At 56.9% G+C, this 19,307-nt stretch carries 18 protein-coding genes; 6 read left to right on the forward strand and 12 right to left on the reverse strand.

Annotated elements, in window-relative coordinates; all coding sequences use genetic code 11:
• Positions 1 to 47: 47 nt before the first annotated feature.
• Positions 48 to 881 (reverse strand): ABC transporter permease, encoded by an 834-nt coding sequence (locus tag H8699_RS03750; protein ID WP_249284541.1) that lies wholly within the window; start codon positions 879 to 881, stop codon positions 48 to 50.
• On the reverse strand, positions 847 to 1,647 hold the full coding sequence (locus H8699_RS03755; protein WP_249284542.1) for an ABC transporter ATP-binding protein: 801 nt from the start codon (positions 1,645 to 1,647) through the stop codon (positions 847 to 849). The genes H8699_RS03750 and H8699_RS03755 overlap by 35 nt, the downstream gene beginning before the upstream one ends.
• A 246-nt stretch (positions 1,648 to 1,893) precedes the next feature.
• Between H8699_RS03755 and H8699_RS03760 the strand changes: the two genes are divergently transcribed.
• Positions 1,894 to 2,634: a TVP38/TMEM64 family protein gene (locus H8699_RS03760; RefSeq protein WP_249284543.1), complete on the forward strand. Its 741-nt coding sequence runs from the start codon at positions 1,894 to 1,896 to the stop codon at positions 2,632 to 2,634.
• Between the two features lie 57 nt (positions 2,635 to 2,691).
• Here the strand turns inward: H8699_RS03760 and H8699_RS03765 are convergent, their stop codons facing one another.
• The 6 genes from H8699_RS03765 to pyk form a co-directional block, all read right to left on the reverse strand.
• Positions 2,692 to 2,907, reverse strand: a complete 216-nt coding sequence (locus tag H8699_RS03765) for a helix-turn-helix domain-containing protein (RefSeq protein ID WP_138295113.1) — start codon at positions 2,905 to 2,907, stop codon at positions 2,692 to 2,694.
• A gap of 504 nt (positions 2,908 to 3,411) precedes the next feature.
• Positions 3,412 to 4,569, reverse strand: coding sequence for a serine hydrolase domain-containing protein (locus tag H8699_RS03770; RefSeq protein WP_249284544.1), 1,158 nt, complete (start codon positions 4,567 to 4,569; stop codon positions 3,412 to 3,414).
• Between the two features lie 165 nt (positions 4,570 to 4,734).
• Positions 4,735 to 5,439 (reverse strand): serine O-acetyltransferase, encoded by a 705-nt coding sequence (gene cysE / locus H8699_RS03775; protein WP_249284545.1) that lies wholly within the window; start codon positions 5,437 to 5,439, stop codon positions 4,735 to 4,737.
• 45 nt (positions 5,440 to 5,484) lie between these two features.
• The gene (locus H8699_RS03780; RefSeq protein WP_249284546.1) at positions 5,485 to 6,699 is read right to left on the reverse strand and encodes a M24 family metallopeptidase; all 1,215 of its coding nucleotides are present in this window, start codon (positions 6,697 to 6,699) and stop codon (positions 5,485 to 5,487) included.
• 106 nt (positions 6,700 to 6,805) lie between these two features.
• The gene (locus H8699_RS03785; protein WP_249284547.1) at positions 6,806 to 8,152 is read right to left on the reverse strand and encodes a polysaccharide deacetylase family protein; all 1,347 of its coding nucleotides are present in this window, start codon (positions 8,150 to 8,152) and stop codon (positions 6,806 to 6,808) included.
• Between the two features lie 143 nt (positions 8,153 to 8,295).
• A complete protein-coding gene (pyk, locus tag H8699_RS03790; protein WP_249284548.1) occupies positions 8,296 to 10,056 on the reverse strand; it encodes a pyruvate kinase in 1,761 nt (586 codons plus the stop codon).
• A 203-nt stretch (positions 10,057 to 10,259) separates the two neighbouring features.
• Here pyk and H8699_RS03795 point away from each other — a divergent pair, with 203 nt between their 5' ends.
• The 4 genes from H8699_RS03795 (at position 10,260) to H8699_RS03810 (ending at position 14,904) form a co-directional block, all read left to right on the forward strand.
• A complete protein-coding gene (locus tag H8699_RS03795; RefSeq protein ID WP_249284549.1) occupies positions 10,260 to 11,213 on the forward strand; it encodes a uroporphyrinogen decarboxylase family protein in 954 nt (317 codons plus the stop codon).
• 165 nt (positions 11,214 to 11,378) lie between these two features.
• Positions 11,379 to 12,308 carry a glycosyltransferase family 2 protein gene (locus tag H8699_RS03800; protein ID WP_249284550.1) on the forward strand — a complete coding sequence of 310 codons (930 nt, stop codon included), beginning with the start codon at positions 11,379 to 11,381 and terminating at the stop codon, positions 12,306 to 12,308.
• A 24-nt stretch (positions 12,309 to 12,332) separates the two neighbouring features.
• Positions 12,333 to 13,484: a DUF1972 domain-containing protein gene (locus tag H8699_RS03805; RefSeq protein WP_249284551.1), complete on the forward strand. Its 1,152-nt coding sequence runs from the start codon at positions 12,333 to 12,335 to the stop codon at positions 13,482 to 13,484.
• Between the two features lie 22 nt (positions 13,485 to 13,506).
• The gene (locus H8699_RS03810; RefSeq protein ID WP_249284552.1) at positions 13,507 to 14,904 is read left to right on the forward strand and encodes a glycosyltransferase; all 1,398 of its coding nucleotides are present in this window, start codon (positions 13,507 to 13,509) and stop codon (positions 14,902 to 14,904) included.
• Positions 14,905 to 14,961: 57 nt separating this feature from the next.
• Here H8699_RS03810 and H8699_RS03815 read toward each other — a convergent pair whose 3' ends face one another.
• Positions 14,962 to 16,230: an ROK family transcriptional regulator gene (locus H8699_RS03815; protein ID WP_249284553.1), complete on the reverse strand. Its 1,269-nt coding sequence runs from the start codon at positions 16,228 to 16,230 to the stop codon at positions 14,962 to 14,964.
• Between the two features lie 303 nt (positions 16,231 to 16,533).
• Here H8699_RS03815 and H8699_RS03820 point away from each other — a divergent pair, with 303 nt between their 5' ends.
• Positions 16,534 to 17,352, forward strand: coding sequence for an MBL fold metallo-hydrolase (locus H8699_RS03820; protein ID WP_249284554.1), 819 nt, complete (start codon positions 16,534 to 16,536; stop codon positions 17,350 to 17,352).
• Between the two features lie 33 nt (positions 17,353 to 17,385).
• Here H8699_RS03820 and H8699_RS03825 read toward each other — a convergent pair whose 3' ends face one another.
• Genes H8699_RS03825 through H8699_RS03835 form a run of 3 tightly spaced genes read right to left on the reverse strand, consistent with a single transcriptional unit; the run spans position 17,386 to position 19,043 of the window.
• Positions 17,386 to 18,267 (reverse strand): 4Fe-4S binding protein, encoded by an 882-nt coding sequence (locus H8699_RS03825; RefSeq protein ID WP_249284555.1) that lies wholly within the window; start codon positions 18,265 to 18,267, stop codon positions 17,386 to 17,388.
• 4 nt (positions 18,268 to 18,271) lie between these two features.
• Positions 18,272 to 18,424 (reverse strand): CD1871A family CXXC motif-containing protein, encoded by a 153-nt coding sequence (locus H8699_RS03830; RefSeq protein ID WP_243125625.1) that lies wholly within the window; start codon positions 18,422 to 18,424, stop codon positions 18,272 to 18,274.
• The gene (locus tag H8699_RS03835; RefSeq protein WP_249284556.1) at positions 18,411 to 19,043 is read right to left on the reverse strand and encodes a TlpA disulfide reductase family protein; all 633 of its coding nucleotides are present in this window, start codon (positions 19,041 to 19,043) and stop codon (positions 18,411 to 18,413) included. The genes H8699_RS03830 and H8699_RS03835 overlap by 14 nt, the downstream gene beginning before the upstream one ends.
• Positions 19,044 to 19,307 lie beyond the last annotated feature (264 nt).

A 19,307-nucleotide genomic window follows, 5' to 3' on the forward strand; every position in this document is an offset into this window, starting at 1 on the left:
TAAAGAAAATGCCCCCATATCATGGGGGCATTGCTTTTATTTCAACTTTAATTGTTGCGCATGGCCAGCGCCTTTTTCTCCAGCAGCGCTACACCATAATACATCAGCGCAGCAGCAATGGCCAACAGCAAGGTCGAGGCCATGACCAGGTCCAGTTTAAATACCTGCCCGCCGTAGACGATAAGGTACCCAAGGCCGGCGGTGGAGACCAAAAATTCCCCTACGATAACGCCTACCCAGCTCATGCCCACGTTGATCTTGAGCGCGGAGATGATCACCGGCACATTGGCCGGCAGTACCACCTTGCGCAGCAGCTGCCCGCGGCTGGCGTTAAAGGTCCGCATCAACATGATCTTATTGCTGTCCACCGATAAAAAGCCGTTTAACACGTTTAATATCGTCACCACCAGCGAGACCAGCAGCGCCATGGTGATGATGGCCTGCGTGCCCGCACCCATCCATACGATCAGTACCGGGCCCAGCGCCGTTTTGGGCAGGGCATTGAGCACGACCAAATAAGGCTCCAATATTTCCGACAGGGTGGCGGACCACCACAGCGCGATGGCGATGGCCGTGCCCAGTACCGTACCCAGTACAAAGCCGATCACCGTCTCATACAACGTGGTATAAAGATGGTGCCAAAGCTGCCCCTGAGCCACTAGATCGTATAGGGTACGCATCATGCGGCTGGGGGAGCTGGCGATGAAAGGATCGATCCAGCCCAAAAACGCCGCCAGCTCCCACAGCGCAAAAAAGCCGACCAGCAGGCCCAGCCGCGCGTAGATCACCCGGCGGTGATGGACGCGCAGACCGTGCAGATACGCTTCTTGCTGGGGGCTTGCCGGGCTAGACGGCGGCATCGGCCGCTTCTTGTTTCCCATGGACATCCAACTCCTTCCAAATGCGATTAAAGTAGGCGTTAAAGCCGGCGTGGTGCCGGCGGCTTAAGGCAAAGCCCGGGCCAGCGGGCAGGTTAATGGGGATACTGGTCTGCACGTGGGCGGGCCGCTGGCTAAAGACCAGCACCCGGTCGCTGAGCGAAATCGCCTCGGGAATATCGTGGCTGACCATCAGCGCCGTCTTGCCCTCCCGGCGGATGATATCGGCAATCTCGCCGGACACCACCAGCCTTGTCTGGTAGTCCAGCGCCGAAAAAGCCTCGTCCAGCAAAAGCAGATCGGGCCTTGCGGCCAGCGTCCGTATCAGCGCCGCCCGCTGGCGCATGCCGCCGGACAGCTGATGGGGAAAATAATTGCGGAATTGCCATAGGTCGTAGGTATGTAACAGCCCTTCCACATACGCCCGGCTCTCCGCATCCAGTTTGTGTTGTACCTCCAGCCCCAAAATCGCGTTTGAATAGATGGTACGCCATTCAAAAAGATGGTCCTGCTGCAGCATATATCCCACCCTGGGCGAGGGGCCGCTCACCTTTTGCCCGGCTAAAAGCACCTCGCCGCTGCTGGGCTCAAGCAACCCCGCCACCAGGGATAAGATCGTGCTCTTTCCGCATCCGCTGGGTCCAACCAGGGCCACAAACTCGCCGGAGTAAACCTCAAAATCCACCCCGTCAAGCGCCTGGGTTTCACCATCCGGCGTGTGATACACCAAGTCCACAGCCGATAGTTTGACCAAGGGAGATGTGTCCATAGGAAACGCCTCCTTTAATGATTCATTTGCCCGCCATGAGAAATTACGGGGGTCCATAATGCAGTATATTCATCACCCGCTGGCAGGGTGCGGCCGCATTGGGGCATAGCAAAGCGCCGCAATGCAGGCGTCTGCTTTGCATCCGGCGCGTAAAAATGATAAACTTTTTGTGATAACGGTGTTATAAATAGGAGAGGAGCCCTGGGCGTGCGCTTAAAAAATCGACTTGCGGCGGGGTTTGCCCGCTTGACAAGTTATCTTATCATAAGTCCTGAAGAGCGAGCCCGTCTGCGCGGCAAGCGGTGGCTGATCCTGGGCGTTGCCGCGGCGCTGATCGCTGCGCTCTTGTTTCTGCTGCTCACCTTGGGGCGGGATGCCCTGGCGCTGGCTCAAGACCCTCGCCAGCTCCACGCGCTGGCACAGCGCTGCGGCATTTGGGGTTGGGCCGTGATCGCCGGCTTTTCCGCCCTGCAGGCCGCGTTGCCCGTGGTACCAGCCAGCGTGATACAAGTGGCCGCAGGCTTTTTATACGGGGCGTGGCCCGGCGCCCTGCTCTGTCTTGCGGGGATCGCCCTGGCCAGCGCGCTGCTTTTCTTTTGCGTCCGCAAATTTGCCACGCGCCTGGCGGGGCTGTTTATCGATATGCAGCGGGTCTATGCCCTGCCGCTTTTTTCCGATGCGAAAAGGCTCAACCTACTTTTATACCTGCTCTTTCTCGTGCCGGGGACGCCTAAAACCACCCTGGTGATTCTGTCCGGCCTAACGCCCTGCCGCGCCAGGCACTTTTTGCCCCTGATGCTGGCCGCCCGGCTACCAGCGGTGCTGAGCACCTGTTTTAGCGGCCAGGCCCTGGGGCAGTCCAATTACTGGGGGGCCGGTTTGCTCTTGAGCCTGATCGCCATCCTGACCCTGGCCGGCGCGGGCGCCTACCGCCACCTGGTCAAGCGCGAAGCCGCACCGCTGGAAGGGAAAAGAAAAATCGGTTGAATAACAAAAAACGCCTCATGATTTCGGCGTTTTGGTGCTCGTTTGGGCAGATGGAGTTTATCGTATCGGGTCTCGTTTATCGCTCAGGCCCAGGATATAATCCGTAGACGTATTGTAATAATAGGCCAGCTTGATAAGCGCCCAGACCGGAATTTCCCGTATTCCCTTTTCATACCTACGATAAACCTCCCTTTTGCAGTGCAGCATATCCGCAATCTGCTGTTGGGTTTTATCTTTGTCAATTCGTAGATCTTCCAGACGCTGAAAGTACATCGTGCATCAACACCCCTTGCCTGAAATGCTACTATTTTGTGGCATAAAACCCGCATTTATGCTACCATTTAGTAGTATTAAGCGACCTCATCCCAAGCAAACGCATGATTCTGCACCCTCACAAAATCACAAGTCACTTATCTATACAGAAGTCGCGCATTAATCAGATTCAATTCACGCAAAGGTGGTGCGCTGTTGAAGCTAATCGCCGCCTTTCACCGAATTATGCCCCCAAAAGCAACAATATATCGGTATAATAAGGGCTTATCCCAGCTAAAACAAAGAAGTGATTGATATGTCACTATTATGTAGTTTCCTTCAGTAAAAAGTGTTGGATATATCCCAAATATTTGTTATTCTAATCTTTCTTCTTCCTTCTGTATTACAACTGTCAGTATATAAAAGCTACTATAATATCACATAAAAAAGAGCGAAAAGGGTTAACCCTTTTCGCTCTACACCACCCGCTATACACTTTTTATTACATTGGTTCTTCCGTTCCCCTTACAGCATCGCATACATCGCCGCGGTGAAACGCGGGATAAAGTCCGCATGCGCGCCGGGTATGCGCCCTACCAGGTATACCGCCGTGAGTTTCTCCACCGGGTCGATGCACATATAGGTTCCCGGCATACCGTCCCATCCAAACTCGCCGCCAGAGCCGTTAGAACCCGCGGCTGCACGGTCCTGCAGCACCCGCACGGTCAGCCCGTATCCGTATCCGCGCTGAGATTCCCAAACGCTGGTCCTGCGCTGTTCATCCGTCAGGTGGTTGGTACGCATCAGGTCTACCGTTTTACGGCCCAGGATCCGCTGCCCATCCAGCGTGCCGCCCATCATCAGCATCTGGCACAGACGCGTATAATCCGCCGCAGTGCTCATCAGCCCGCCCCCGCCGGATTCGATCCGTTCAAGCTCGCACATGCCGCTGCTCTTCGCGTCAAAAACCCGGTAGCCCTGTTCCACCTCATAGATCTTGGCGATGCGCCCCTGTTTTTCCGCCGGCATTTTAAATCCGGTATCCCGCATACCCAAAGGTTCAAAGATCTCTTCGCGCATAAACTTGCCCAGCGTCCGCCCGTCGATCACCTCAACCAGGGCACCTAAAATATCGGTGGACAAGCCGTACATCCAATGCGCGCCGGGCTGAAAGCAAAGCGGAACCTGGCCGATGGCGTTAGCTAAAGAGACCGTATCATAGCACTGCCCCGTTCCCTCCTTAGCGGCTACATCCTCAAACAGCTCCTGCATCCTGCGGGCCACGTATCCAATCTCATTGCCATAGGGGATCCCGCTGGTCATGGTGAAAAGGTCGCGTATCGCCACGGGCCGCGCCGCCGGCGTCAGGGTTATACGTCCATCCAACCCTTCCGATGCCACCTGCTGGTTCTTAAAGCCTGGCAGATAAGCCTCCACCGGGTCATACATCTTATACAGCCCCCGCTCGTAGAGGATCAGCATACATACCGAGGTGATCACCTTGCTCATCGAAAAGATGCGAAAGATCGTATCCGGCGCCATGGGCGTACGGTTCTCCAAATCCGCAAAACCCAGGCTCTTTTGGTAAAGCGGCTCCAGATCCTTAGTGACCAGCACGTTTACACCAGCTACATCTTCTTTAGCCACAAAACTTTCCAGCAACGAAGTTAGGTATTCTTTCATTTTGTTTAGCCCCCTTCAAATTTTCTCTCGTCAGGCGCAGCCTACTTGGTTCAAGTTTACCACACTCCTGCGCGCCCGCTCAACAGACGAATCCGCGCTCTTGTGTACAAAGAAATTAAAAAAAGCGGTGCCAAATTGGCGCCGCCTTTTCCACTCTTTCTAGGTTCAATCCCCGCATTTTTCCTCTCCGGGGTCTAATTTGCCCTGCGAAAGCAGCTGGGCCGTATGGCGTTTGCAGCGGTTTTCCAACTGTTCGATGCGCTTGTACAAATCGCAGATCTCCTCGTCGATGGGGTCTGGCAGCCTTACCTGATCCAGATCCACCGCCTGCTCGCCCTCGTCCGGCAAAATGGGTTCGGGCCGGCGCACGATGCGCGCCGGGTTGCCCACCACCGTGCAGCCCGGCGGCACCTCCTTAAGTACCACAGAGCCCGCGCCGATCTTGCTGTTATCCCCAACCGTAAAGGGGCCCAAAACCTTTGCGCCTGAGCCGATCATCACATTATGCCCCAGCGTAGGGTGGCGCTTGCCGGTATCCTTTCCCGTGCCGCCCAGGGTCACCCCCTGATAAAGGGTGCAGTAATCCCCTACCACCGCCGTTTCACCGATGACCACGCCCGAGCCATGGTCGATAAACACGCCCTCGCCGATCACCGCGCCGGGATGGATCTCAATGCCGGTGATGCGCCGCGTCCGCTGAGAGACCATGCGCGCCAGCAGCTTATGTCCGCGCTTGTACAGCCAATGGGCCCTGCGGTGGCGGCGGATGGCCCGCAGCCCTGGATAGCACAGCCATACCTCAAAGGCGCTGGTCGCCGCCGGGTCGCGTTTTAATACTGCATCGATATCCTTTTTCCAGTGTTTGAACATCCTTTTCTAGCTCCTATTCTGGCCTTTAGCGGCCCATCCATGGGTTCACAGCGGCAGGATATCCTGCGGACATCGCGTCAGCAAGCGCATGCCCTCTTCCATCACGACATAGGTGTTCTCCGTACCTACCGCGCCCACGCCCGGTACGATGAACTTGGGCTCCAGCGCGATGACCATGCCCCGCTCCAGCGCCGTATCCGTTTGGGCGATCACCGGCAATTCGTTGATCTGGATGCCTAAGCCGTGCCCCACAAAGCGTGCCTGGCGCTCCAGCCCCATAAAGCAGCGCTGGGCGCCGCCCTCTCGGGCGATCTCCAGCGCGCGCTCGTACAGCGCCGCACAGCATGCCCCAGGTTTACCCATCAGGGCCAGTTCCCGCTGGATCTGCAGGGACAGCTCGTGGAGCGCGTATGCCTCTTTGGGCAACACGCCCTTAGCAAATACGCGGGTAATATCCCCCAAATAGCCATTATAATTGGCCGAAAAATCCACCATCACGGTCTGTCCATCCAGGATCGGCGCGCCGCACTGGCCCACCGGCAAGGAAGGATGCCGTCCCGCGCCGCCCAGGGCAAAATCGTAGGGCGAAACCGCCGCTGCGTTGTCTCCAGCCAGCAGCGTGCCCATATGGGCCTCCATCCGCTCCCCAAAGGTTCGGAATACGCCCAGGTGTCCCTCGCGCCGGCAGGCATATTCCACCGCGCAGGCAAAGTCCCAATCCGTCATTCCCTCGCGGTAAAGTTCCGCCGCACCGGCGATGATCTCCGATTGAATCTGGCACCCCTGGGCGATCAGGGAAAGCTCCAGGGGCGTTTTTACGCTGCGCGCCAGGCGCAGCGCCCGGCTGCCCGGCAGCGCCTGCGCCTTGGGAAAAGCTCCGGCTAAACGCGCATACAGCGCCTGGGAGATGTCTTCATCTTCCAACGCCAGCCTGTCGGGCAGGGGCATCCCCTCGCCCTGCAGCCACGATGGGATCTGCTCGGGCTTGCGCACCCGGACGACCTGGCCCACCGGTACTTCAGGCTCTCCCCGCCGCACAAAGAAAACCGGCTCCCCTTCCACCGGCAGGTAATAGAATCCATCGCAGATGCCGCCCGTCAGATATAAAAGGTTGGGGTTGGCGGTGCAAAGGGCGGCCTGCGCGTCCATGCGTTTCAACTGCGCGCGCACCCGTTCTATCCGCTTGGCAAAATCGCCCTGTATCAGCGCCTCCGTCCAATCGCCTGTATAATCCAAATCGACATTTTTTATCCTCGTCATATTTTCTTCCTAGTCCCTCTTCCTGCGTACTGCTTACAGCTCAAATTCATAGTTATTCTCTATTATATAGCAACCCCGCCATTAGGGCAACCGGTACCGGCCCGCTTCAGGGCAGTTTGCGGAAGCTCTGGCTGGGGTTGGCATCGGCCAGCCGCTTTTCCATCAGTTCATCCACCGTTACAAAGGTAAAGCCATCCTTTTGCAGCTGGTCGATCACCTGCAGGGCGGCATCCACGCTGGTCGGCAGCATATCGTGCAGCAGGATGATGTCGCCGTCGTGGGCATTTTTGACGATATGTTTGACCAGGTAGCTGGTGTTGCGGTGCCCCCAATCGTCCGGGTCGATGGACCAAAACACCACAGACTTGCCTATAAAAGGGGTGTATTCCTCCTCCCAAAAGCCAAAGGGCGGGCGCAGCAGCTTGGGCTTTTGCCCTGTAACCGCCTCGATCGCTTCATCCGCCTTGTTCAGCTCCTCCTGTACCTGGGATAGGGAAAGGCCGTTGAGCCCGCGGTGGGAATAGGTGTGGTTGCCGATGCTGTGCCCCTCTGCCACCATACGTCCGATCAGCTCTTTTTGTTCCTGCGCCCGCTCCCCTACAAGAAAAAAGGTGCAGCGCACGTCCCGCTTTTTCAGCCCGTCTAACAGTTTAACGGTATTGGTGGGGTGTGGCCCGTCGTCAAACGTCAGGGCGATCAGCTTTTCTTCTTTCGGGCTGCCCGTCAACCTCAGTTCCACCGGCAGGTATTGCGCGCGCAGCACGTTTTGCAATTCATCCCACCCGATCAGCACCTCCGGCATCCCATAAGCCCAGGGCGCTACCTGATAGGGGCTAAAAAACAGCCTCAGCCCCTCAGGCTCCGGGGCGAACACCGCAAAGTTTTCCTCCTTCGGCGTCAGCCCCACACTGGCCATGTATTCGTCATAGCTTTCGGGCTGCTCCCGCAGCTTTTGCAACGCCAGCTTGGATAGCGTGGCCAGATAATCGGTATTCGGATCGAAAATATCCTGCAAGGTGGTTTGCTGCCCACTTTCCAGATTAAAGGTAAAGGTGTCGAGCAGATACGCCCCGTGGGCTCCCAGCAGGTCCTGATATTGTTTAAAATAGAAGGTGACCGTATCCGTATTATACCAGATGGGCTGGTATTCCATCGTCAGGCTGCAGGGGGCGCCCGCCATCGTGGGCAGGTCCCCGGCCTGCTGTTTAAAGGCGTCAACCTGCCCCATGGCCCACTGCATAAGGGTATTGTCTACCGCCTCTACCCCGGTAAGGGGAATTTTTCCGCTGATCTCACAGCCCGGCTGACCCTCTACCAGGGAGGAAATGGCGATCTCTCCAAATTGCCGGGTTTGGGGCTGCGCGTTCATCTTGACATCCTCCGGCGCCGCGCAGGCCGTTAAAAAGCATAGCCCCGCCAGCGCCAGGGCCATGAACATTCTTCTTTTCCGCATTTTAAAGCCTCCTCTCCTCCTAGCAGTATATAAACTAAAACGCCAAAAAAGCCCACCGTTTTTGTTTCGGCAGGCCTTTATCCACGTACCAGCGCAGCAAAAAAGGGACGCGCATACTGCACGTCCCTTTAGAATCGTCTGGTTTATTGCCCCTGGGTGCGGGTCACTCCGCTGTAGACCTGGCCGCTGGCCGCGTCTACTGTGACCACCGTGCCGCTTTTTAGTATGCAGGTGGCGTTCTCCGCGCCGCAGATCACCGGGATATCCCGCGTAAGCCCCACAATGGCGGCCAGGTTGGTCATGCCCTCCTGCTCGGTAATGATCGCCCGGGCCTTTTTCAGCGCCGGCATCATCCGCTCGTCCGCCCGCGGCACCACCAGAATATCGCCCTCGTTAAAGTTCTCCTGTACCTCCTGCGCGCTGTGCGCCACGCACAGCTGCCCGCTGACTGAAAGCCGGTTGACGCCCAGGCCCTTGACCAGCACGTTGCCTACGATGTGCACCTTGAGGATATTGGTATTGCCGGTCACCCCGATGGGGATGCCCGCGGTGATCACCAGCAGGTCTCCGTTTTTCACCTGCCCGGTAGCCACTGCGCTCTCCACCGCCTGGTCGAACATCTCGTCGGTGGCGGTCATCTCGGTGCACAGCGCCGGCGTCACGCCCCAGGACAGGGCCAGCTGGTGGTACACCTGTTTGAGCGTGGTACAGGCGATGATCGGACAGGCCGGCCGGAAGGACGATATCCGCTTGGCCGTACGGCCCGAGATGGTAAAGGTGATGATCGCCACAGCGCTCAAATCGTGTGCAGTGGTGCAGGTCGCATGCGAAATGGCGTTGGTCACGCTCATATTCAGGTCCTGCTTTTGCTGGTTAAAGCGTTTGATATAATCGATATCCGATTCCGCCCGGCAGGCTATGCGCGCCATGGTGCGCACGCTCTCCACCGGGTAAGCGCCCATCGCCGTCTCCCCCGAGAGCATGATGGCGCTGGTGCCATCGTACACGGCGTTAGCCACATCGCTCACCTCCGCTCGGGTGGGTCGGGGGTTTTTGATCATCGAATCCAACATCTGAGTGGCGGTGATCACCCGCTTGCCCATGGCCAGCGAACGCTTGATCATCTTTTTCTGCACGATGGGCAGCTCGTCAAAGGGGATCTCCACGCCCAAGTCACCCCGGGCCACCATAATGCCGTCGGAAACCTTTAAAATCTCCTCCAGGTTGCGCACGCCGTCGCTGTTCTCCAACTTGGCGATGACGTTGATGTTCTCCCCGTGGTGCTGTTCTAAGATACGCTTAACATCCAGCACGTCGTACGCGCTGCGGCAAAAGGAAGCGGCGATAAAGTCTACGCCCTGCTCCACGCCGAAAATGATATCCGCCTCATCCTTTTCGCTGATATAGGGCAGGTTCAGCATGATGCCCGGCAGATTGATAGACTTTTTGTTCGACAGCGCCCCGCCGTTTATGACCTGGCAGATGATGTCCTCCTCCGTCACCCGTTTGGCCTCCAGCTCGATCAGCCCGTCGTCCACCAGGATGCGCGCGCCGGGCTTGACATCCTTGGGCAAGTCCTTATAGGTGATGGAGACCTGGGTCTCATCCCCTACGATCTGGCGGGTGGTCAGCGTAAAAGTCTCCCCCGCCGCAAGCATCACCGGCGGATCGGCAAAATCTCCGGTGCGTACCTCCGGCCCCTTGGTATCCAGCAAGATGGCAATGGGCAGGTGCATCTCCTCGCGCAGCTGCTTGACCAGAGCGATCCTCCGGGCGTGCTCCTCATGGTCTCCATGGCTGAAGTTCAGCCGGGCCACGTTCATCCCGCTCTCGATCATTTCCCGCAGGACGCCGGGCTTGTCCGTTGCCGGGCCCAGCGTACAGATAATTTTTGTTTTAATCATAGGATCCCTTCCTTAAAAGGCAAATTTCCCACCAATGCCATTGTACTTTCCCCGCGTCAACTTCACAAGCTTTTTTTCTTGTCAGCTTGCAAACAATGATGAACTTGCAGTTTTTATTGCACAAGAGGCAGCCTCTTATTGCTTTGTATGGAAAACCAGGCCTATAATAAAGTATATAAAGCAGTTAAAGGGGGGCTTATATCATGGATAAAAAAACGCGCACACTCAAGGCCTTTCGGGGCGAAAAAGTCGACCGGCCGCCGTACACCTTCTGGCACCATTTTAGCGGAGATCAGACCTTCGGCAGACCCAACGTAGCGGCGCACGCTAAATTCTACCGGGAAAGCGGTGAGGATTTTCTCAAAATGATGTGCGACGGGTATATGTACACCCCATTGGGGATCGAGGTCAAGTCCGCTTCCGATTGGGACCATATCCGCCTGCCCAAGCTGGATGATCCATTTATCACCCAGCAGGTGGATAAGATCAAGATGTTCCGCGATCTGGAGGGGGAGGCCTGCGTATTTTATAACATGTTCGCCGCCTTTTCCAACATCCGCTTTGCCACCAGCGATGAACTGGTGATGGCCCACATGCGGGAGAACCGGCCCGCCGTGCTGCGCGCGCTGGACGCAGTAGCCCAGGTTTCGGCCGAGATGGCCCGGCTTTTTGTGCAGGAGGGCGGCGCCACCGGCGTGTTCCTCCCCATCCAGGGCGGCGAGCGGGACCGCTTCAGCGTGGAGGAATATAAGGAATACATCTCGCCCAGCGATCTTGTCACCATCCGCGCAGCCAACGCCGTTTCGGATTATAATATCGTCCATCTTTGCGGCTGGGCGGGCATCCAAAACCATTTGGACGCCTGGCGGGATTATCCGGCCGCCGTCATCAACTGGGATGTGCATACCGACAAGATGTCGTTAAAAGAGGGCAAAACTTACTTTACCCACTGCAACGCGGTGATGGGCGGGTTTGACAACAAAGCTCAAAGCGTGATCTACCACGCCGATAAGGCCGCTTTGCAGCAGTATACCCGGGAGCTGGTGGCCCAGGCCGGGAAGGATGGCCTCGTCCTCTCTTCGGATTGCTCGCTGGACGAGTCCATCCCCTACGAGCGGCTGGTTTGGATCGGGGAAGCGCTAGATAGCCTGATCTAAGCCTGTACCCTTTTAGGGAAATTGCATTGCGAGCGGCAGCCTAAATGGCTGCCGCCCTTTTTATGCAAACACCGCTTGAGGCAAACGTGGTTTCCATAAAGCAGTTGTGGTATACTAAATATATCTGTGCTTTTTTGTAGACCGTATTAAAGGAGCTGAAACGCTGTGGCGCCGGAATTGAGCGTGATCATCGTGACCTGGAATTGCGCGCAGCAGGCCGAAGCCTGCCTGCAATCGCTATCCCGCTTTTATCCCGATGGCGAGGTCATCGTGGTAGATAACGCCTCGGCTGATCTGGACGCCCTACGCGTCAGCTGTACCCGCTATGGCGCAACATTGCTGGCCCAGCGGGATAATCTGGGTTTTGCCGCCGGCAATAACGTCGGTGCTCGTCACGCGCACGGACGGGACCTGCTGTTTTTAAACCCCGATACCTATTTTACCGACGACAGCCTGCCGCGTGCCTTACAGGCCTTTGCCCAACTGCGTCCCCATTATGGTGCCCTGGGCTGCCGCCTGCTGGGGGAGGACGGCGCTTTGCAAAAAAGCTGCAGCTTTTTCCCCACCGCCGGGCGCGAGGTGTTGGATAAATTTTACTTAAGCCGCCTTTTGCCCCAGGGGCTGCGCACCCGCCTCTCCCTGCCCAATCGGAACTATGCCCGCTCCGGGCCGGTGGATTGGATCATGGGGGCCTTCGTGCTGGTTGGCCGGGAAGATTTTGAACGCGCCGGCGGCTGGACCGAAGATTATTTTATGTACGGCGAGGATATGGACCTGTGCTTTAAGCTAAACCGTCTGGGGCGCCCGGTCTATTATTGGGCCGGTGGCAGCGTTGTCCACGCCCACAACGTATCGGCCGCCAAGCGATATGGGGACAGGCGCATCGTCCGGGTGATCGCCAGCACCCGCCTGTTTTTACAAAAATACGGTACCCAGGGGCGGGCCGCGCGCATCCGCCGCATCAACCTTGTCTCTTTCCGGCTGAAAAGGCTGGCCTGCCGCCTGGCGGGCCGCCATGATGCCGCAAAATATTATGGCACGTGCATCGCCGCCTGGCGCGAAGAGCTCTCCGCGCTGTTGGCGCAGGACGCATAGCCTTTAACCAAAGGAAGTACATTTATGGAAAGACCGCATTTGTATATCGCCGGCTGCCGGGGCATCCCCGCGCGCTATGGCGGGTTTGAGACCTTTGTAGAGCAGCTGGCCCCCCGCCTGGCGCGGGATGGCTATCCGGTCAGTGTCACCTGCGAGGGGGAAAAAGCGCAAAGCGATAGGTGGCAGGGCGTCGAGAGGCTGATCTTCCCCGCAGCTGCCAAAAGCGTGACCGCCTCTATCGTAAACGACCGCTCCGCGCTCAAGCTGATCCTGGCCCGCGCCCAGCGGGGCGATAAGTGCATGCTGCTGGGCTACGGCTTGGGGCCTTTCGGCTTTTTCCTGGTGCGCAAGCTTCAAAAGCGGGGCGTTCAGTTTTGGATCAATCCTGATGGGCTAGAATGGAAACGCTCGCGCTGGCCCTGGTATGGGCGGCTCTATCTCCGCTTGGGCGAGCGCGCCCTTTGCGGCCAGGCGGACCGGATCATCTGTGATTCCGCCGCCATCGCCGCGCATGAGCGGCACAGCCACCCCGCTGCCCAGACGCCGGTGATCGAATACGGCGCGCCGTTTTTTGACCCCGAGAACGCGCCAGAGGGCGGCTATAGTGAATTCCTTGAAAAATACCAGTTGCGCCAGGGCCAGTATTACCTGACCGTGGGCCGCTTCGTAGCGGAGAATAATCTGCTTTTGATCCTGCGGGAATACCTGCAAAGCCACGCGCAGCTGCCGTTGCTCATGGTCACCAATCCAGATGAGGGCGCGCTGATGCGCCAAGTTGAAACCCTGCTCCAGGCCCACCCGGCCCGGGCTGGCAAAGTGCACCTGGTAGGGCCTATTTACGATGCGCCGCTGCTGGCCCGCATACGCTATGGCGCCTATTGCTATCTGCACGGCCATGAGGTGGGTGGCACCAACCCCTCTCTGCTGGAATCGATGGGCTGCCGCAGCGCCGTATGCGCGCTGGATGTGGACTTTAACCGGGAGGTATTGCAGGAGGGCGGCCTGTTCTTTAGCAAGGAAGAGGGGCGGCTCGCCGTACTGTTTGATAAGATGGAAGCCCAGGGCGATAAACTGCTGGAGCCTTTGCGCCAGGCTAACGCGCGGCGGATCCAAGAGTATTACAACTGGGAGCGGATTACGGCCCTATACGAACGGCTGATCGCCGGCGCGCTGTAGGCCGGCTTAAAAGGAGGGCGCTATGCGGATCTTACACGTCACACTGGGGCTGCCCCCGCTGCGCAGCGGGGGGTTGACCAGTTATGTGCTAAAGCTGATTGCCCTGCAAAAGCAAGACCCGGATATTGGGCAGATCGCCCTGCTGTATCCCGGGCGGGAATCGCTGCTGTTCAGCCATTCTCATATCCGCTCCCGGCCGCGCAAGTTGGAAGGGGTTTCCTGTTATGAGCTGACCAACCCCGCGCCCATCGGCCTGCTGGGCGGCATCAAAGAGCCGCTTCGGGATATCGACCATCCCGAGGCCGCGCGGGCCTATGCCGGTTTGTTAAGGGAGCTGGAGCCGGACGTGGTGCACATCCATTCTTTTATCGGCTTTGGGCCCTATCTGGTCACGCTGGCCCAGCAGATGGGCATCCGCGTTATCTACACCGCGCACGATTACTATCCCATCTGCCCTACGGTCAATTTGATGAACGCGCAGGCTCTTCGCTGTGATGAGGACCACGGCTGCGATGATTGTTTAGCCTGCAACCGCCACGCCCCTTCTGTATTTGAGCGTGCGTTGCGGGACAACCCGGCCTTTTACCCTGTACGGCGCAGCAAGCGCTTTAAAAGCCTGGCCGCCGCGCTGGCGCGCAGGCTGTTTTCGTCTTCACCATCCGGTGGAGGGCGGGCTGAGGCCACTCCAGAGGATTACGCCCTGCGGCGCGAAAGGCTGATGGCCGCTATCAGCGCCTGTGACGTGACCACGTTTGCCTCCCACGCGGTATTGGAGGTCTACCGCCGCTATGGGTTCGAGGGGCAGTACGCTCTGTTCCCGCTGATCCCCGAAGGGGTAGAAAAGCTCACCCCCCGCAAAGGTGCGCTGCCCGGCCACCCGGTGCGCATTGCCTTTATCGGCCGCGCCACCATTGAAAAGGGGCCGGAGTTACTGATCCGCGCGCTCTCCCGGTTAGAGAAAAAGGGCTATGATTTCCGCTTAAAGCTGCTGGGTACGGGTGCCAAAGTAGATCTGCGCGATATCTCGCCCAGCCGGGTGACCCTGTTGCCCAGCTTTACTCGAGGCGAGCTGAACACGCTGTTGGACGATGTGGACCTGGTGGTGGTCCCCAGCGTATGGTTTGAAACTTTCGGCTTTGTGGCGCTGGAGGGGTATCTAAAAAATATTCCGCTGGTGCTCAGCGATTCCGTCGGCTTCGCCGATTATATTGAACCTGAGGTCACCGGCTGGCTGTTCTCCTCGGGAGATGCCCATGCGCTGCGCGAAGTGCTGGCTAAATTGCTGGATGAGCCCGAAAAACTTGCCCAGGCCAGTTATGCCATCGCCCAGAGCGATAAGGAGCGTTTTACCGCCAAAGCTCACTATAAGCGGATGAAGCAATGTTATGGGCCCGTCCCTCTCGCAGGGCAGGACGCATAAAGCATGATAAGAAAAGCGGGCCGCGAAAATGCGGCCCGCTTTGCGTTTAATCACCAATTAATTGTAAAGCTCGTCATCATTATAGAACCGGTGCGTGGCATACAGCGCAGCGCCAACGTAAAACGCCTCTTTCCAGGGCACGGGGGAGAAGGAGATGTTCAACTGGCTTTTGATGTTAAAGAACGGGAAGGCGTTGACCTCCTCGCGGATATGATCCAAAAAGTAATCGCCAGCCTGGGTAAACGCACCCTGGATAATAAACTTGGAAGGATCGCACACCAGCATGATGTTATGGATCAGGATCGAGAAATAATGGATCACCCGATCCATGAGCAGCGTGGCCAGCACATCCCCCTGCTTGGCTGCCGCAAAAACATCCTGCATCTCCAGCGTCTTATCCTTGGCCGCCTGATAGATGGCGGAGTGGGGATAGTTATCGCACACCTCATAAGCCCGGCGCAGCACCGTATCGGTAGAAACCATGCTTTCAAAGCAGCCATACCCGCCGCAACTGCACTGCTCTTTGCTGTAAGGCTCTACCACCATATGCCCAAACTCGCCTACAAAGCCATTTACCCCGCGGTTGAGCGCGTGGTTCTCCAAAATACATCCGCCGGCCCGCGTGCCGCTGGAGATGATCGCAATGCTTTGCAGCTGGCGGTTCTCTTCATTTTGCAGCACAGAGTAGCCGCGGAACCTGGAATCATTATCGATATAGACCGCCGTCTCAAAGGGCAGCGCCGCTTCCATATCCGCGCGTGCGGGCAAATCTCGGGGCCAACCCGGATACATGGGATAGTAAATAATGCCGTTATCAGCATCGCACACACCTGCAAAACCCAGCGTTACTGTACAGATCTTTTCCTGAGGGATGTTCATATCCTGCGCCATTTTTACCGTAACATCGGCCAGCTGTTTGATCGTCCCCTCATAGCTGCGCGGCTCCTCTACCTTTTCCAGCGCCTTATGCAGTACGCGGCACTTCATGTCTACCACTGCCCCGTCGATCTGCATCAGTCCCGATTCGTAGCGCAGCACCAGTACGACGATATAGGCGTAGTCCGCGTTCAGCTCAAATAATTCCGGCTTTTTGCCGCCCTCATCGGTAGAGGACCCCTTGCCGGCGGACTTGATCAGCCCCCTGGCCACAAAATCCCCCATCATTTTGGTCACGGTGGTCTTGCTCAGATTGATCTTTTCCGATATCTCGCTGACCGACAGCACATCTGCCGTACGGAATAGCGAGGTCACCAATTTTTGGTTATGGTAACGGATATTTTTGGGCTTATTGCTCAGCCTTGCCGGCCGCGTTCCATCATTATTCATTCTTCCTCACCTAAAATCCTGGTCAAATTTTATAACTAAGTTTATTATCAACTATTTATTATTGAAAGTCAATCGTTCTAGCGTTTCTTTTTTGTCGTTTTCGTTTGCCTTTTGCCCAGTTCTTCTATACAATATGATTATAACTGAAACTGTACATAGTGTGAACCCTATTTGCCCATATTCAACATAGAAATTGCGCGTGTTGCCACAAGGCAATATTCATCCATCACCCCTGGCGGCACAGGCGCTAATACCCTGACAGGACGCGCAGTGCTATAAATTGAGAAAGGAAGGACAATTCCCATGGAGCACTCCCCTTTTAAGGTCACCTGTATCGCGCCGGACAGTTACTGCATCGACGAAGCCGGCCTTGATCTATGCTATCTCATCATCGGCCAGGCTCGGGCGCTGCTCATCGATACCGGCACCGGCGTGGGCGATCTGTCCGCTTTAGTCGCCACGCTGACCGATAAGCCCGTTACAGTGGCGGCTACCCATGGGCATGGCGACCATATGGGCGGTGCGGTCCAGTTCGAGCAGGTCTATCTCCACCCCGATGATTGGGAGATGGCCAGAAGCATCAGCCCTGAATCCCGCAGGGATTACTGCCACTCGATGGTCAGCGCCCATCCCGAGATCGGGGAGCGGCTTAGCCACAGTCCGCTCGCCCCTTCCCGCTTTGAGCCGGAACTGCTCCCACTGCGTGAAGGACATGTGTTTGACCTGGGCGGCCGCACGCTTTCCGTGCGGGAAGCGCCTGGCCATACCCCCGGCTCCGTGATCTTTGTGGATTCGCTCACCGGCAACGTCTATTCAGGCGACGCCTATAACGCCCTTTTCCTGCTGATGCTGCCCGGCGACCGGATGGATGCAGCACGCCGTTTTTATGCCCATGCCGCCGCCCTTTTGGCCCAGCGCGGGCAATTTCAAGATTTCTGCGGCGGGCACGAGTGCCCTGTAGATCCGCAGATTCTACCCGCCCTGGTCGCCTGCATCGAGGGGATTCTGGATGGTTCTTTACATCCCGAGCATTTGCAAATCCATATATTCGACGGGGATTTTTACCGTTTCGGCCCCGCCCTTATCGCTTTGGACCGCCCCAGGCACCTGGACCGGCTATAAGCAAAGCGCCCCACAACAGCGGGGCGCTTTTTTCTATTCCGTGCTCTGCCCGGGCCGCTCCTGCGCGCGGCTGCCGCAGCGGTACTTGAGCTGCAAGGCTCCGTGAGGGCAGGCTTTCAGGCAGTCTCCACAGCGGATACATTGCGCCGTATTGGGATGGCGGTATATATCAATATCCATCTTACAGGTCCGCTGGCAGTGCCCGCACCGGGTGCATTTTTCTTCATCCACCTGGTAGCGATATAAGGCGATGGGGTTAAACCAGCCGTAGATCGCCCCCAATGGGCACATGTACCGGCAAAAAGGCCGGTATACGATAATCGACAGCAGGACGATGATCCCCAGCAGCAAGCATTTCCAGGCAAACAGCCACCCTGCGATATCCCGCAGCGCACCGTTTACCGCCAAAAGCGGCAGCCCCGCCATCGCCGTCCCACTGGGGCAGATCAGCTTGCAAAACCAGGGCTGCCCCTGCCCAAAGGCATCTACCAAAAACATGGGCAACAAAATCACAAAGCCCACCAGGATCGCCACCTTTAAGTGCCGCAGCCACCGGTCGCCGGGGAGCTTGCGCAGCTTTTTGGGGAAGGGAATCTTATGCAGCAGATCCTCAATCAATCCAAACGGGCACAGCCAGCCGCAGATCAGCCGCCCCATCAGCGCGCCGAAGATCACCAGAAAGCCCACAATGTAAAACGATACGTGATACTCGCGGGAATTGAGCACCGCCTGAAGCGAGCCGATGGGGCAGGCCCCCAGCGCCCCCGGGCAGGAGTAGCAGTTCAGTCCCGGCAGGCAAGCGGCCTTACTCAGACCTGTAAATATCTTGCCCTGTACAAAGCCTGTCACATATCCATTGGTCAGCGCGGTAAAACCAAGCTGTACAAGCAAACGCAAACTTTTGATCTTTCCCATGGCGCTACCCGATCCCAATACATTCCAGGCAGATGGTCACGGCCTTTCGAAGCACTGTTTCCATCTCTCCGCGGAAGTATCCGATCCCCAGCAGTACAGCGCCGGCGGCGATCAAGCCAGCCGTCAGCCAGGGGAAACTTCGCTTATTCTTTGACACGGCAACCTCCATAGTACACGCGATAGGTCTTGTCCATGATCTCCTGCCAATTATCCATATCCTTAGTGCCCTCCAAGGGATCATTGATCATCAACCCGATATGATCCACAAAGAAGGTGTGCGGCACCGTAGTCACATCCCCCAGTACCGCCTCTTGCAGGTCTGCCGAGGGCAGCAGCTGGGTATAGGTCGCCCCTGTCTGCTCCACGATCTCTTTGGCCAGTGCCACCTGCTTTTCGTCAATGCTGCCGTCGCTCTTTTTGGCGTCGTACACGATCCCCACGATGTTGATGTTCCTGTCGGCATTCTCGGCGTACAGCTTTGCCAGATCCGCAAGCTCCTCCATACAAGTCGGGCAATAGGTGGCCCAAACGTTGACCATCGTCATCTGGTGCTCTTTAAAAATATCCTGCGTAACGGTATTACCCTCTAAATCGGTGGCGGTAAAGTTTCTAAGCGACTTTTCTCCATTTGGGTCATACGCAGTGGAAGCGGCGGCCTGCGTGCCCTGCGCGGACGGCGTACCTGCCGCGTCTTGCTGTGTCTCCACCGCGCACCCGGACAAGGCGATAGCCGCCACCAGCATCAGCGCAAAGCTTAACATAGTATATTTCTTCATTACGATCCCCCACTTTCAACCCAAACTTCAGGTTCTTTCTTTATCTCTATCATACCTGTTTCAGCAGCGCACCGCAACTGTTATTTTTATATTTACAGAAACTTTTTTATTTCCCTCACACAAAGCGGGCCCTTAACCAAAAGCCCATAACTTAATCATCCTTATCTTATTTTGGGGGAATGAAAAAACGGCAATCTATACGGATAACCGCTTTACTGCAACGAAAAATTGCATGGCCATGTAGAAAATGCGATTTTGACGCGG

The sequence above is a fragment of the Luoshenia tenuis genome, assembly GCF_014384745.1.
Lineage (GTDB): Bacteria > Bacillota > Clostridia > Christensenellales.